The organism is Cedecea sp. AS113, assembly GCF_037152415.1.
In the GTDB taxonomy this organism is placed as follows: domain Bacteria; phylum Pseudomonadota; class Gammaproteobacteria; order Enterobacterales; family Enterobacteriaceae; genus Cedecea.
The window spans coordinates 23508-37766 of the sequence record NZ_JBBCMI010000014.1 but is presented as its reverse complement, the minus strand read 5'-3'; the positions used below and the strand labels follow the sequence as shown (position 1 = coordinate 37766).

Annotated in this window: 17 protein-coding genes; 4 read left to right on the top strand and 13 right to left on the bottom strand. The window is 57.9% G+C overall.

Annotated features, from left to right (window positions below):
- Positions 1-6: 6 nt before the first annotated feature.
- Complete coding sequence (yjdP, locus tag WFN87_RS16465; RefSeq protein ID WP_008455735.1) at positions 7-327, top strand: DDRRRQL repeat protein YjdP; 321 nt, start codon at positions 7-9, stop codon at positions 325-327.
- On the opposite strand, the gene phnP is transcribed toward yjdP, so the two are convergent.
- The 13 genes from phnP to WFN87_RS16400 form a co-directional block, all read right to left on the bottom strand.
- Positions 324-1082 (bottom strand): phosphonate metabolism protein PhnP, encoded by a 759-nt coding sequence (gene phnP / locus WFN87_RS16460; RefSeq protein ID WP_336983339.1) that lies wholly within the window; start codon positions 1080-1082, stop codon positions 324-326. The genes yjdP and phnP overlap by 4 nt on opposite strands.
- Positions 1060-1527: an aminoalkylphosphonate N-acetyltransferase gene (gene phnO, locus WFN87_RS16455; RefSeq protein WP_166993141.1), complete on the bottom strand. Its 468-nt coding sequence runs from the start codon at positions 1525-1527 to the stop codon at positions 1060-1062. Before phnO ends, phnP begins: the two co-directional genes overlap by 23 nt.
- Positions 1520-2107, bottom strand: coding sequence for a ribose 1,5-bisphosphokinase (gene phnN / locus WFN87_RS16450; RefSeq protein WP_237717570.1), 588 nt, complete (start codon positions 2105-2107; stop codon positions 1520-1522). The genes phnO and phnN overlap by 8 nt, the downstream gene beginning before the upstream one ends.
- A complete protein-coding gene (phnM, locus tag WFN87_RS16445; protein ID WP_008455728.1) occupies positions 2104-3240 on the bottom strand; it encodes an alpha-D-ribose 1-methylphosphonate 5-triphosphate diphosphatase in 1137 nt (378 codons plus the stop codon). The genes phnN and phnM overlap by 4 nt, the downstream gene beginning before the upstream one ends.
- Positions 3227-3931: a phosphonate C-P lyase system protein PhnL gene (gene phnL / locus WFN87_RS16440; RefSeq protein ID WP_336983340.1), complete on the bottom strand. Its 705-nt coding sequence runs from the start codon at positions 3929-3931 to the stop codon at positions 3227-3229. The genes phnM and phnL overlap by 14 nt, the downstream gene beginning before the upstream one ends.
- A gap of 9 nt (positions 3932-3940) precedes the next feature.
- Positions 3941-4699 (bottom strand): phosphonate C-P lyase system protein PhnK, encoded by a 759-nt coding sequence (gene phnK / locus WFN87_RS16435; RefSeq protein ID WP_008455724.1) that lies wholly within the window; start codon positions 4697-4699, stop codon positions 3941-3943.
- The gene (locus WFN87_RS16430; protein ID WP_008455722.1) at positions 4696-5541 is read right to left on the bottom strand and encodes an alpha-D-ribose 1-methylphosphonate 5-phosphate C-P-lyase PhnJ; all 846 of its coding nucleotides are present in this window, start codon (positions 5539-5541) and stop codon (positions 4696-4698) included. Before WFN87_RS16430 ends, phnK begins: the two co-directional genes overlap by 4 nt.
- Positions 5534-6598, bottom strand: a complete 1065-nt coding sequence (locus WFN87_RS16425; protein WP_336983341.1) for a carbon-phosphorus lyase complex subunit PhnI — start codon at positions 6596-6598, stop codon at positions 5534-5536. The genes WFN87_RS16430 and WFN87_RS16425 overlap by 8 nt, the downstream gene beginning before the upstream one ends.
- Entirely contained in the window at positions 6598-7182 is a 585-nt protein-coding gene (gene phnH / locus WFN87_RS16420; protein WP_008455719.1) for a phosphonate C-P lyase system protein PhnH, read from the bottom strand. The genes WFN87_RS16425 and phnH overlap by 1 nt, the downstream gene beginning before the upstream one ends.
- On the bottom strand, positions 7179-7640 hold the full coding sequence (gene phnG, locus WFN87_RS16415; RefSeq protein WP_336983342.1) for a phosphonate C-P lyase system protein PhnG: 462 nt from the start codon (positions 7638-7640) through the stop codon (positions 7179-7181). The genes phnH and phnG overlap by 4 nt, the downstream gene beginning before the upstream one ends.
- The gene (gene phnF, locus WFN87_RS16410) at positions 7641-8366 is read right to left on the bottom strand and encodes a phosphonate metabolism transcriptional regulator PhnF (RefSeq protein ID WP_008455715.1); all 726 of its coding nucleotides are present in this window, start codon (positions 8364-8366) and stop codon (positions 7641-7643) included.
- A 606-nt stretch (positions 8367-8972) separates the two neighbouring features.
- Positions 8973-9401, bottom strand: a complete 429-nt coding sequence (gene yjdN, locus WFN87_RS16405) for a VOC family metalloprotein YjdN (protein WP_008455712.1) — start codon at positions 9399-9401, stop codon at positions 8973-8975.
- Positions 9402-9498: 97 nt separating this feature from the next.
- Positions 9499-9834 (bottom strand): zinc ribbon domain-containing protein YjdM, encoded by a 336-nt coding sequence (locus WFN87_RS16400; RefSeq protein ID WP_336983343.1) that lies wholly within the window; start codon positions 9832-9834, stop codon positions 9499-9501.
- A 409-nt stretch (positions 9835-10243) separates the two neighbouring features.
- Between WFN87_RS16400 and WFN87_RS16395 the strand changes: the two genes are divergently transcribed.
- The 3 genes from WFN87_RS16395 to WFN87_RS16385 all read left to right on the top strand — a co-directional run bounded on the left by WFN87_RS16395 (position 10244) and on the right by WFN87_RS16385 (position 14255).
- Entirely contained in the window at positions 10244-10912 is a 669-nt protein-coding gene (locus WFN87_RS16395; RefSeq protein WP_008455708.1) for a WYL domain-containing protein, read from the top strand.
- Between the two features lie 104 nt (positions 10913-11016).
- Positions 11017-13380, top strand: a complete 2364-nt coding sequence (gene crfC / locus WFN87_RS16390; RefSeq protein WP_336983344.1) for a clamp-binding protein CrfC — start codon at positions 11017-11019, stop codon at positions 13378-13380.
- A complete protein-coding gene (locus WFN87_RS16385; protein WP_286180214.1) occupies positions 13380-14255 on the top strand; it encodes a diguanylate cyclase regulator RdcB family protein in 876 nt (291 codons plus the stop codon). Before crfC ends, WFN87_RS16385 begins: the two co-directional genes overlap by 1 nt.
- Positions 14256-14259: the final 4 nt, after the last annotated feature.

The window sequence follows — 14259 nt, the reverse complement described above, 5'->3', positions numbered from 1 at the left end:
TGACCGATGAAATCTTATGCCGCCGCGCTGCTGCTCGGCACGCTGTACCTGGCCTCGCCGTTCGCGCAGGCCGACGTGATTGATGACGCGATTGGCAATATCCAGCAGGCGTTTAGCGATGCCTACAAGCCGGGCAGCGACCGCGTTTATCATGATGACAGTGATGATTCGGCAGATCAGCGTCGGCTCAGCCGCCAGGACGAAGCCCGCTATCGCCAGCTGGAGGACAGACGCCGCAGCCTTGATGAACGGCAGAATCAGCTCGACCGCGAGCGCCAGCAGTTGGATGACGAAGAGGGCCGCCTGCAGGACGACGACGATCGCTAGTCCAGCACGATCTCCATGCCGTCAAAACCGGCTTCAAACCCTTCAGGCAATACGTTGTGCATCAGCCATGCATCAAACTGGTGGCTGATGTGGGTCAGCACGACTCGCGGGCTGCCAATCTGCTCGTTCAGGGCGATCACCGTGGTTAGGTCGCAATGATTTTTCGGCGTGTCAGGCCGGGGTTCGCGGCTGCAATCTATCACCACTACTTCCGGGCGGTTGGCGGCCAGAAACTTCAGGGTTTTATCCGGCAGCCCCGCCGTATCGCTCAGCCAGGCAAGACGGCTGTAGGCAGTTTCAAACAGATAGCCAAACGTCAGCTTTGAGTGCAGCAGCGGCAGCGGAGTGACGCGCAGCGCCTGCAGAGTGAAGGCGACAAACGGCTCGACGGTATGGCTAAAGTCCAGCAGGCCGGGGTGCTTGAACAGATCGTCGCAGCCTTGCTCATCCGGCGGGCCGTAAACCGGGATTTTCTCGCCCACGCCCCAGCGCAACGGGAACAGCCCCTGGACATGATCCATATGGTAATGGGTGAGCAAAAACTGCTGAAAATCTCCCGGCTGCCAGCTGTCCATCAAGTCGGGCAGCCCCGCGTCTATCAGCGTAATCGCATCGTTATACTTGAGTACCGCGCTGCACGGGCGGCGGCGGTGGGCCGGATTGGTTCTGGCTCGTGAACAGGCGGCGCAGCGGCAGCCCCAGGCCGGGACAAGCTGCGCCCCGCCGGTGCCGCTAAGCGTTAGCGTCAGCGTCATCAGGTGTCTCCACCGGTTTGGTAAAGCGGATATGGGTGGCGCGGTAGCCTTCACGCTCGTAAAAACGATGGGCGTCTTTGCGGCTGGTGCTGGTCGAAAGTTCCGTCAGCTCCGCATCGGCTTTGCGTGCTTTTGCTTCTGCCCAGGCAAGCAGCTGTTTGCCTACGCCGTGGCCGCGGGCTTCTTCCAGCACCACCAGCTCCTGGATCTCGCCGATGCGGCGGGCGTGATGCAGATGGTATTGCAGGTGCAGGCTGATCATCCCCACGGCTTTATTCCCCAGCCACGCCAGCTGATAAAAGATATTCGGATCGCGCAGGTTCTCCGTGAAGCAGGCGTTAAAGCCTGGGCGGTCGGCCTGAGCCTGTTTCAGCTCGCAAATCATGCGGTAAACGGTGTCGCTGTCTTCGATAGCGGCGGCTTTCAATTTAACAACATCAGACATGGCGGGGCTCCTTGCGGTGAAGAGGGATAACGTTCGAGCGGTGCTGGGCTAACAGTCGCATAAACAATGCGGCAGACTGTAGCAGACTCCCGTCGTTGTTGAGTATCAGGCAATCGCCTCCCTCTGGCGAATAAAGCGCGGCCCGCTGCAGCCGCTGCTCGATTTGCTCTGCGTTTTCCCGCCCGCGCTGTTCCAGCCGCTGGCGCAGCACGTCCGACGAAACCTGCAGGCAGATGGGCACCAGCCCATCGCCATAGCGTTCCCGCGCCTGTTTCAGGTGCTGGCGCGAGCCGTTCACCACCACGTCAAATCCGGCTTCGAGCCATATATCCATTTCCACGCCGACCCCGTAGGAGTGCTCATGCGCCTGCCAGCTCAGAGCAAACAGCCCCAGCTGCTGGCGCTGCTCAAACTCGTTTGCGCTTAGCGCAATGTGGTTCTCGCAGCCTGCGTCGGCGGCGCGGGTAATGTACCGGTGCGCCACCAGCAGCCTGGCATGCTCCTGCTGGCGCAGGGCGCTCAGCAGGCTGTCTTTGCCGGAGCCGGACGGGCCCATCAGCCAGATTAGTTTACTCATCAGAACACCCGAATTCCCTGGCGCCAGACGTGATCGACATGGATATGGTCGCCGTGCATGTGCGCCAGCACCAGATCCGCTCGTTTCCCTTCCGCCAGCGTTCCCCGGTCGGCCAGGTTCAGCGCCCGTGCCGGATTGCGAGTCACCAGGTGAATCGCCTGCGCCAGCGTGAAGCTGTTGCTGTCGTCGTGCGCCACGCGGAAGGCCGCATCCAGCAGGCTTGCGGGGTAGTAATCCGAGGAAAGGATATCCAGCAGCCCGGCCTGAGCAAGATGGCTGGCCGCCACGTTGCCGGAGTGAGAGCCGCCGCGCACGATGTTTGGCGCGCCCATCAGCACGCTCATGCCGTGGCGACGAGAGGCTTCGGCGGCTTCTTCCGTGGTCGGGAATTCGGCGATCACGCTGCCGATTTCGTGGGACTCCACCACGTGGGCGGTCGTCGCATCGTCATGGCTGGCGAGGGCGATATTGCGGTCGCGGCAGCGGGCGGCGATGGCCTGGCGGTTTGGCTGCGACCAGCGGGCCGCCAGCGTCAGCTGTTCTTCTTCAAAGCGATCCATCTGCTCGTTGGTGAGATGGTATTTGCCCTGATAGTAGTCGCGGTATTTGGACAGCTCTGCGTACTGGCGCTGGCCCGGCGAGTGGTCCATCAGCGAAACGAGGGAAACCAGTTCGCGGTCAACCAGCTTGTCGAACAGCGGCAGCGTGGTGTGGTGCGGCAGTTCGCAGCGCAGATGCAGGCGATGTTCGGCGCGGTTGAGGCCGCGCTTTTGCGTATCCTCCACGGCGTTGATCATTTTTTCGAGGTTTTCCAGGCGGTCGCCACCGTCGCGCACGTCGCCGATGGCAACGGCGTCCAGCACGGTGGTAATGCCGCTCGCCACCATCAGCGCGTCGTGGCTGCTCATGGCGGAGTGCGCCGGCCAGTCAACCTTTGGCCGTGGGGTAAAGAATTTATCCAGGTTGTCGGTGTGCAGTTCAATCAGCCCCGGCAGCAGCCAGCCGCCGCCGCCGTCGTGCGCGCCCGGCAGCTGGCTTTGGGTCTCGGCAAAGTTGCGAATCACACCGTCGGCCACTTCCAGTGAGCCACTGACCACTTCTTCTTCCAGCACCAGGCGAACATTATTGATAATCATGTTGGGGCTCCATCGCGGACATCGTATGCAGGCGGTCGGCCACCTGTTCACGTACAGCTTCATCGTGGAAGATGCCGACAATGGCCGCTCCACGCGCTTTTGCTTCCTGAATCAAAGCCACCACGGCGGCGCTGTTTTTGGCGTCCAGCGAGGCGGTAGGCTCATCAAGCAGTAAAATGGGGTAATCAACAATAAAGCCGCGGGCGATGTTCACGCGCTGCTGCTCGCCGCCGGAGAAGGTCGACGGGGCAAGGTGCCACAGGTGCTCAGGTACATTGAGCCGGGTCAGCAGGCTGGCGGCTTTTTCCTCGCACTCTTCGCGCGACACGCCCAAATCCAGCAGCGGCTGCATGACGACTTCGAGCGCCGAAATACGCGGGATAACGCGCAGAAACTGGCTCACCCAGCCGATGGTCTGGCGACGTACCGCCAGCACTTCGCGCGCCGGGGCCTGCACGATGTCGATCCATTCGTCGTTGTGCTTAACCCAGATGTGTCCTTCATCCGGCAAATAGTTGGCGTAGAGCGAGCGCAGCAGGGTGGATTTCCCGCTGCCAGAGTGGCCGTGCAGCACCACGCATTCACCGCCTTTGACTTCCAGCGAGGCGTTGGACAGCACCGGCAGGCGAATGCCGTGCTGATGGTGCAGGACAAAGGTTTTGCTCAGGTTTTCAACCCGTATTCTGGTCATAGCGAGTACCTAATTCTGAAGGACGGAGGACACCAAAAGCTGGGTATACGGGTGATGCGGGTCGTCCAGCACGCGGTCGGTCAACCCACTTTCCACCACTTTGCCCTGTTTCATCACCAGCAGGCGGTCGGCCAGCAGGCGAGCCACGCCCAGATCGTGGGTGACTATCACCACGGCCAGGTTCAGCTCCACTACCAAACCACGCAGCAGGTCGAGCAGGCGCGCCTGCACGGACACATCCAGCCCGCCGGTCGGTTCATCCATAAAGACCAGCTTCGGATGGGTGACCAGGTTGCGGGCGATCTGCAGGCGCTGCTGCATCCCGCCGGAAAACGTGGTCGGCAGGTCGTCGATACGGGCCGACGGAATCTCAACTTCTTCCAGCCAACGCTGGGCGGTGGCGCGAATGTCACCGTAGTGGCGCGCCCCGGTGGCCATCAGCCGTTCGCCGATGTTGCCCCCGGCGGAAACGTGGCGGCGCAGGCCGTCCATCGGATGCTGGTGAACCACGCCCCATTCAGTGCGCAGCAGGCGGCGGCGTTCGCCTTCCGACATGTCATACAGCGAACGGTCGAGGTAAATCACTTCCCCTTCCTGCGGCGCAAGGCGGGCGGAAATGGCTTTCAGCAGCGTCGTTTTGCCGGAGCCGGACTCGCCCACAATGCCCAGCACTTCTCCGGGCCAGAGGTCAAACGACACGTCCATAAAGCCTTTACCGGGCGCATAGAGGTGGGTGAGGTTATTCACCGAAAGTAACGGGCTGGTCATGACTGAGAGGCCTCACTGTTCTGGCGGCAGTAGTCGGTATCGGAGCAGACGAACATGCGGTTGCCCGCGTCGTCGAGCACCACTTCATCAAGGTAGCTGTGGCGTGACCCACAAATCGCGCACGGCTCTTCCCATTCCTGCACCTGGAAGGGATGGTCGTCGAAGTCGAGGCTCTCTACGCGGGTAAACGGCGGCACGGCGTAAATGCGTTTTTCGCGTCCGGCACCGAACAGCTGCAGCGCAGGGGACATGTGCATTTTCGGGTTATCGAATTTCGGGATCGGCGACGGGTCCATCACGTAGCGATCGTTCACCTTCACCGGATAGGCGTAGGTGGTAGAGATATGGCCGAAGCGGGCGATATCTTCGTACAGTTTCACCTGCATCACGCCGTACTCTTCCAACGCGTGCATGGTGCGGGTTTCCGTTTCGCGTGGTTCGATAAAGCGCAGCGGTTCAGGGATCGGCACCTGATAAATCAGGATCTGATCTTCTACCAGCGGCGTTTCCGGGATGCGGTGGCGGGTCTGCACCAGCGTCGCGTCTTCGGTGCGTTCGGTGGTGTTCACGCCGGTCACCCGCTTGAAGAAGTTGCGGATTGAGACGGCGTTGGTGGTGTCGTCCGCGCCCTGGTCAATCACTTTCAGCACGTCAGACTCGCCAATCAGGCTGGCAGTCAACTGAATGCCGCCGGTGCCCCAGCCATAAGGCATTGGCATTTCGCGGCCGCCAAACGGCACCTGGTAACCTGGAATCGCCACCGCTTTTAGCATTGCGCGGCGGATCATGCGTTTAGTTTGCTCGTCCAGATAGGCAAAGTTATAGCCGCTCAGGTTAGCCATTGGCTCGCTCCTTTATCAGGCGGTTAAGCAGCTCCAGTTCGGCCTGGAAATCCACGTAATGAGGCAGTTTGAGGTGGGACACAAAGCCTGCCGCTTCCACGTTATCCGCGTGGGATAACACGAACTCTTCGTCCTGCGCGGGGCCGGCGACGTTTTCGTCGTAGTCCGGGGCCTGTAGCGCACGGTCAACCAGCGCCATCGCCATGGTTTTGCGCTCGCTCATGCCAAACGCCAGGCCATAGCCGCGGGTGAAGTGCGGCGGTTCGTCTGCCGGGGCAACAAAGCCGTTCACCATTTCGCATTCGGTCATCAGCAGTTCGCCGATGTTCACCGCAAAACCTAGCTCTTCCGGCACAATTTCGATGTCTACGTAGCCGCTGCGGATCTCGGCGGCAAACGGGTGGTTGCGCCCATAGCCGCGCTGGGTGGAATAGGCGAGCGCCAGCAGGTAGCCTTCGTCGCCGCGCACCAGTTGTTGCAGACGCGAAGAGCGTGAGCACGGGTAGACCGGCGGGTTGCGGGTGATGTCGTCCGGCTGCGCGCCATCGTCTTCTTCGACTTTGGCCAGACCCTGTTTCGCCAGCATGCTGAACACATGCGGGGCTGGAGCGCTTTGCTCGTCGGCCTGTCCGGCGTCAGGAGTTTCGCCGTTAGCCAGCAGCGTGAAGTCCAGCAGGCGGTGCGTGTAGTCGTAGGTTGGGCCCAGCAGCTGGCCGCCAGGGACGTCTTTATAAACGGCGGAGATACGGCGCTCGAGGCGCATTTCGGCGGTGTTCAGCGGCTCACTGACGGCAAGACGAGGCAGCGTGGTGCGGTAAGCACGCAGCAGGAAAATCGCCTCGATCATGTCGCCGCTGGCTTGCTTGATGGCCAGCGCGGCGAGTTCCCGGTCGGCGATGCCGCCTTCCGTCATCACGCGGTCCACGGCCAGGCCAAGCTGCTGCTCAATCTGCGCGACGCTAAGCTCTTTTAGCGTTTCATCGCCGCGTCGGTTGCGCTCCTGTAGGGCGTGGGCGGCGGAGATTGCCTTCTCGCCCCCTTTGACGGCAACGTACATCAGCACACCTCCACGTGGGTAGTCCGTGGGATAGCCAGCAGGCGATCGCCACAGGTCAAAATCAGGTCAATGCCCAGCGGGAACGGGTGCGGGCGTTCGGTCAGTTCGTGCAGGACGCATTCCGGCAGCTGTGGGGCAATCATGCGCTCTTCGTTGATGCCCGCGCCGGTCAGGCGAAGCATGCGCCCACCGCTCAGGCTGGACACCTGTAGAATCAGCGTCGCGCTGGTATCGGGGGCGATGTCGCAGCCCTGAGCCAGCAGGTTCAACTGTTCGGAAGAGATTGCGTCGCTGGCCACGGCGAACTGCGCGTGGTCAGGCTGTTCGCACAGCGGCGCATTGGTATGAAAACGAATGTTCTGCGCGGCAATATCGTTGCCCAATGTGGCGTCTATCCACACCGGCGTGTCGTTATCGGCCAGCGTCAGGAGCACGCTGGTGGTCGCCACATTCAGCGGCAGCCAGCCCTGCTGCAGCGAAGTCAGCGCGACAATCACGCCCGGCTCGCTCATCGCTTTGAGCAGGCGACGAAAACTCTGCTGGGCATCCTGCACCGGAAGGGTAAAAGCGGTCATTAAAGTCATGCGTTGTCTCCGCGTACCAGCGTGAAGAAGTCCACGCGGCTGCTGTTAACTTCTGCACGGCGAGCGGCAAGGCGTTGTTCACGGTTGGCCGCCAACGGTGCAATTAGGGTCTCTTGTAGCGTTTGAAAATGCGTGGCTTCCTGCATCAGGGCGTCGATCACCGCGCAACATTCGGCGTGCTGTTTGTCGCGGCCAAGCAGGTAGCTGTAGCCGTAGGTGCCGCTCGCCAGCTTGACCACCGAGCGGGTCAGCGTGGCGTCGCCGGTGAAAAAACGTTGGCCGGTGCCGCCCATGCGTGCCTGCACCTGAACCAGGCCGATTTCCGGTGCGCGAATAAGCGTGTAGTCCGCCTGAATATTCAGGTTGCGCCAGCGCTCAAGAAGCTCCTGCGGCTGGCTGTGTGACAGCACCGCCATCCACTCGCGGCGCTGTTCATTGTTGAAATGGCTGGTGTCCATTTAGTGCTCCATGGTGAATTCAATCATGTCGGCGCGGGTCAGGCTGACGGAGTATTCCGTCGCTTTGGCCTCGCCTTCACGGTGGTTAAGGGTGCGAACACAGAGCAGCGGCGCCATGTTGGGAATTTCCAGCAGGCGGCTCTCTTTGGCCTGGGAACGACGGGCGCTGATGCGGGTTTGGGCGCGGGTCAGGGCAATACCTAACTCGGCCTGAAGGAAATCGTGCAGCGATCCGTGGCTGAAGGTTTGCAGCGCGGGCCACCAGGCCTGCTCGGCGAAGTAGTGGTCGATGATGCACACCGCGATACCGTTCACCCGGCGCAGGGTGCGCAGGTGAATAACGTTGTCCCCTTCGGCCAGCCCCAGCGCATCCGCCACGTCCTGGGAGGCCGGGCGAATTACCGCCAGCAGGCGTTCGCTGGTGGGATGGCTGCCCTGATCCAGCAGGTTCTGGCTAAAGCGCGCCTGGGCGTTCAGCGGGTAGTCAAACGGGCGCATCAGCACCAGGACGCCGACGCCCTGGCGGCGCTGAACCCAGCCTTTATTAACCAGCTCGTCAATGGCGCGGCGCAGCGTGTGGCGGTTGACTTCGTAGTAGGCGGCCAGCTGAGTTTCGGCAGGCAGATAGTCGCCACAGCGGTAGTTGTTGCGCAGCTCCTGCTCGAGCCGGGCGGCTATCTCCTGATAGCGCGTGGGGTAACTGGTCGGATGTCTGGACAAGTGCATAACAGTCAAAGCCTCTCAAATCAGATAAAGCGAATGCGCACGCACGGCGGCTGGGCTGTGCATAGGTTTTGCTTGATGAGGTGAAGAGTCGTTTGCATCACGGGCCTCCTTCAAAAGTTGCCTCATGGTGCCGGGGGAAAGTGACGGTTTTGTTAATGATTGGTTTCTGTACGATGAAGAGTTGAAGTTTGCGGTTGGCTGGCTGCCCTGTTTTTCGTGGAATCAGGGAGTTGCCTTGTTAAAGCGAAAAAAACCGGTAGATGGCGGGGATAGGTTAAGTCAAAGCGATCGTCAGCAAACAATGTTTGCGCGCTTGCAATTGATCTTCTAATATATTCTATATCCTGGTGATGGTTCTCTTTAAATATATTGTCTTATTCCTGAAATAATATGCTTAGACTCGGAATGATTAATTTACCGGTTATACCGATTGCGCGCTGGCATGTTGGCTCTTTTTGTCAGGAATAAATTCTTTTAAAAGGAATAATGAAATGGCATCAAAAAAATGAATATATAAGCTGCTTTGATTTTCTTGAATTTTTAACCATTGGTAAAAATAAAGGGCCCGGATTAGCGGACCCAAAAAGAATAAAAGAATATGCCTCTTTATCTTTCGACGTTGACCATCCACGGAATGCCGAACTTATCCGTCAGTGAGCCATAGCCTTTTGCCCAAAAAGTTTCGCTCCAGGGCATGGTGACGGTGCCGCCAGCAGAGAGGGCGTCAAACCAGCGTTTACCCTCTGCCGGATCCTGGCTGGCAAGGCAGAGTGAAAAGCCGCTGTGCTGTGGTTTTTCCCCGCTCATGCTGGCGTCGGTCATCATCAAATCGTTACCGGCTACCCGCAAATTTGCGTGCATAACGCTGTCGTCAGAATAGACGCCCGCGCCGCTACAGCCCTCGGCATTGGTTGCTTCTTTGGGCATTTCACCGAAGGTAATTTTGAACGTCAGTTCGGCGCCCAAAGCCTGTTGGTAAAAGGCGATGGCCTCCGCGCAGCGACCGTTTAATGAGATGTAGGGTCCTAAAGGCATAACCGAATCCTCTGTAAGGAGAGTGCAGAAGAAGTGTAGGTTGTGCGGGGCAGGTAAGCCAGGCGGGGCAGGCGGCAAGACCACCTGCCGGGGGTGATTAGTTCTTTTTCACAAACTCGGACTTCAGCTTCATCGGGCCAAAACCGTCGATTTTACAGTCGATATTGTGGTCGCCCTCTACCAGGCGAATATTCTTCACTTTGGTGCCGATCTTTAACATCGAAGAGCTGCCTTTGACCTTCAGATCTTTCACGACGGTAACGCTGTCTCCGTCGGCCAGCAGGTTGCCGTTGGCATCTTTTACAACCAGCGCGGCGTCTTCTTCGTTCGCCGCGGCCGGGTTCCATTCATGAGCGCACTCCGGGCAAATCAGCATGCCGTTGTCTTCGTAGGTGTATTCGGAATTGCACTTCGGGCAATGAGGGAGTTGCATTATCTGATCCTCAAGGTGAGATAAAGTAATGAAAAATAGCGATTTGGCCGTAAAAATATGCTGAATCGCGAAAAAGTGCTGAGATTATACATCAAATCCCTACATTTGCAGGGATTATTGCCGTAAACCTATGCCCGGCGGGCTTTCTGGCCGCCATAAAGTGCAAAAAACCTTTCATTCAAAGAAATAAGCACCAAATTTAACTTAAAGTTCAGGCTTTAATTGCCGTTAAATAAGGCTAATTTAACTTAGTTTCACTTTGCTTCGAGCAAGTCTGCCAGCAGGGGCTGCTGCGCTATACCTGTTTGAAAAAATAAAAAAAAGCGTATTGCGCTGACACCTCCTGTCACTTGACAGGGGTATGGTTGGGCCTATGGATGTACCGATACAGAGGCAGGAACCGATGAGAATGAAAGGCGCGAAAGTAAAAGTTGCAGATCGACTGGCCGAAATCGTCTTAAGTCTTTATCAGGGGGAAACCCTTTCCGCTGATATTATCCGCCAGCGTTTTGATGTAGATATGCGAACTGCGTATCGTGATTTGAACCGGCTTGGTGCTATTCTGGAGGACGTCGGCGAGGGGAAAAAGCGTCTCTCTTCGCATTTAAAAGGACAGTTTAACGTAAACGACCTGTTACGCATTACTAAACGCGTAGGGCTTGCTGCGTTTTATCCATGGTACGACATAAAGAGCCATAATCAATATATTACGCTGCGCGCTATTCCAGATTTATTGGTTGTAGGGTATGAATATGAAAATAGCCCACAGCGTAAAGCTATTTTTTATCCATTATTTGACGATCGGGATGATCCTGGTGGGGAAAGGGTAAAAACGGAAGTGCTGTTACAGGTTTCGGCGCAGGCGGCTGAACATTTTAAACAGCGCAAGCTATTACCTTTTCAAAAAACCGTCAGAGAGCTTGATAACGGAGAGTTACTTCTGGCGAGTCATATTGCTTCGCCAGAACAATTGTTTCCGCTGGTGCAGTATTGGATACCGCATCTCACCATTATTTCTCCGCAGGTCTGGCAGAGCGACTTAAAAGCCAGGATCGCGGCATGGTGTAATGTTAATTAATAAATTATTTCCCTCACGTAATTATAAAAACCGGTATTGCCATGATTACAACTAAACGATGGCGGTGATAAAGCCGGGTAATTTGAGTTAAGGAAAGATTTTTTATGCACACACAAACTATTTTTGAATTGAGTCAGGAAGCCGAGCGGCTTTTGCAATTAGCGTTGCAAAACCTTAGCGCTTTAAAAGTCGCTCCGCTGGCTTTGCAAAATGAACAAAATAGCGCTTTAACGAACCCTGTGGCGACGGTACATCCATTGAAATTTAGCCCACGCGGAATCGAACTGCAGAAAGATATGCTGCAAAACGAAAGGCGTAAAATAACCCAACATGAAATGGTTCTGGCGATTGTCGGCACCATGAAGGCGGGGAAGTCGACCACCATTAATGCCATCGTGGGCACGGAGGTTCTGCCTAACCGCAACCGGCCCATGACGGCGCTGCCGACGCTGATCCGTCACACGCCTGGTCAGCGCGAGCCGGTGCTGCATTTTCCCTATGTGCAGCCGATAGAGAGCCTGATGGGGGAGTTGCAGGAGAAACTGCTGATCACCAACCGGGAAGCGCTGGCGCGCAAGCTGGAAGTGGACCGGGATATGGAGGCGCTTATCGCCCGGATTGCCAACGGAAAAGGTTTTGAGCGCCATTATCTCGGCGCACAGCCTATTTTCCACTGCCTGAAGAGCCTGAACGATCTGGTGCGCCTGTGCCGGGTGCTGGATGTGGCTTTCCCCTTCAAAGCCTACGCCGCTATTGAGCATGTGCCGGTGATTGAGGTGGAGTTTGTGCATCTGGCCGGCCTCAAAAACGGCCACGGCCAGCTGACGCTGCTGGACACGCCTGGGCCGAACGAAGCGGGGCAGCCGCACCTGCAAAAAATGCTTAAAGAGCAGCTGGCGCAGGCTTCTGCCGTGCTGGCGGTGATGGACTATACGCAGCTTAAGTCCATCTCCGACGAAGAAGTCCGTGAGGCGGTGCTCGGCGTCAGCAAATCGGTGCCGCTGTATGCGCTGGTGAACAAGTTCGATCAGAAGGACCGCAACGGCGACGATGCCGCTCAGGTGAAGGCGATGATCGCCGGGACGCTGATGAAGGGCAGCATTGCGCCGGAAAACGTGTTCCCGGTATCGAGCATGTGGGGCTACCTTGCCAACCGCGCCCGCTATGAGCTGGCCACGCATGGTCGTTTGCCCGACCCCGAAGAGCAGCGCTGGGTGCAGGACTTTGCGGAAGCGGCATTAGGCCGGCGCTGGCGCAGCGCGGATTTGGCGGATATTGAGCATCTGCGCCATGCGGCGGACTTGCTGTGGGAAGACTCGATGTTTGAGTCACCCATTGGGACTATCCTGCATACCGCGCACGCCAACGCTTCTCTCTACACGCTGCGCGCGGCGTGCCACAAGCTGCTGGACTATGCCGAGGGCGCTGAACGCTACCTGAGTTTCCGCTGCCAGGGGTTGCAGGTGGCTAACGACAGCCTGCAGGAGAATATTCAGCAACTGGAGCAGGATATTCAACTGCTGCTGCAGACTCAGCAGTCGGTGAGTGCGGTGATTCAGCGGCAGGTCAGCGATGCCCTCGCCGGCATAGGCGATTTTATGCAGCGCTTTGAAACGCAGATTCATAGCGACCTGAAAACTTATTTCCGGGAAGGGCGGCTGGGCGCTGAGAAGCTGCATCCGTTATACCCGCATACCTTAACGCGAAACGTGGATTTTTCGCCGGGCAGCGACAAGCTGATGGGCGAAGATGAAGCGACGGCCCGCACCCTGCTGCACAAGGTTCGCGCGTCCAGTGAAAGCATTTTATTTGCCGCCCAGCAGACGCTAAGCGGGGAGCTTGGGGCGCTGCTCAGCAACCTTGAGGCGAGCCTGGGCTATACGCTGCAGTCGGCGTTGAAACCGATTGAACAGCGGGTAAGCGACGGCCTGAAAGTAGCCGGGTTCCGCGCCCAAATCAGCCTGCCTGCGTTCCAGGCCAGCCAGCTTAATTTTAATACCCACTCGGCGTTCACCAACGTTATCGAAAACCAGGAAGTGGCGATGTCGGAAATGCAGCCGCAAAACGGGATGCGTGGCGTGCTGGCGCGCTGGCTGAACGGCGTGGACTGGGGCTGGGAAGATTACGCAGCCACCCATAGCCGCTACGTGATTGATCTGGATAAGTTACAGCAAAAGCTGCATGACCATGTGTCGACTTTCCTGGGCCAGATAAACCAGGCCATTACCGCGCAGGTGGATATTTCGGTCACGGCCGGGATGGCGACGTTTTTTGCCGATTTTGCCGGCGCACTGGACGCTATTCACAGCAATTTACGCCAGAGTCTTTCCGCGAAGCAGCAGAACGACAGCGTGCTGTTTTCTCTCCAGAGCAAGCTGGAACAGAGTGTCAGAACGGCACGTTACATTCACGAGGATACCCGCCTGTTGCGCGATGATATCCAGACGCTTTTCTCAGCGGAGCAATGATGAGCAGTGTATTAATGGAAGGGCCAATAAGAACCCTCAGCTGTCTTAGCGAAAAATTTGTCGTCGATTTTGCCATGGGGATTGATGTTGCCCGCCAGCCGTGGAGCAGCCCACAAAGCCAGGCGTTTTATGAGCAGCTTCTGGCGCTGTTCGTCGTCGTGGCCCGGCGACAGGCCGGGATGGCTGGAACACCGCCGCAGGACGAGCTTGACGCGTCGCTGATAAGCCTTGGCCAGCTGTCGGCAGATCTGGCAAAAAGCTACTTAGCCAACAGCCAGATAAGCGAGAGAATTGCTCAGCTGGAGCCGGTATCCGCCCGCACGGCACACCATTCGGCAGCGGCTCGCGAGCGGCTTCAGGCCCTGCGCGAGCACTTTTCTCAGCGGCTTACCCGGCTGGAAGAAGAGTTTCAGCACAGCGATCTTGTTCGTCAGGGCATGGTCCACAGCGAGCAGATTTTTTCCCGCTGGCGCAGCGGGCACTACTTTTCATTTTCTCCGGCGGCGCGCTGCTACGTCGCGCTGGAAGAGTTGCGCTGGGGCACCTTTGGTGATGCTGTTCGTCTGGGGACGCCCGAGCAGGCGGAGGCGTTGATTGAGCATGTGCGCAGCCTCGCCATCAGCCGTCTGGCGGAAGAAGTGAATGCTTCCCCCCGCACCCGCCACTATTTCCATGACTGGCTGGCGACGCCAACGTCTCCGGGGTTGCTGGAGCATAAAGATGCTTTAACCTGGCTCGGCGCCGGCTGCGACATTGAACGCCAGCCGATCTGTTACTCGGTGACCCAGAGCTGGCAGGGCGTGGCGCTGGGGATGCCGCGTATTTGTTCGGCCATGCGCCTCGGCAGCGCGCTGGTCGATGAAGTTTTTGGCTAACTGA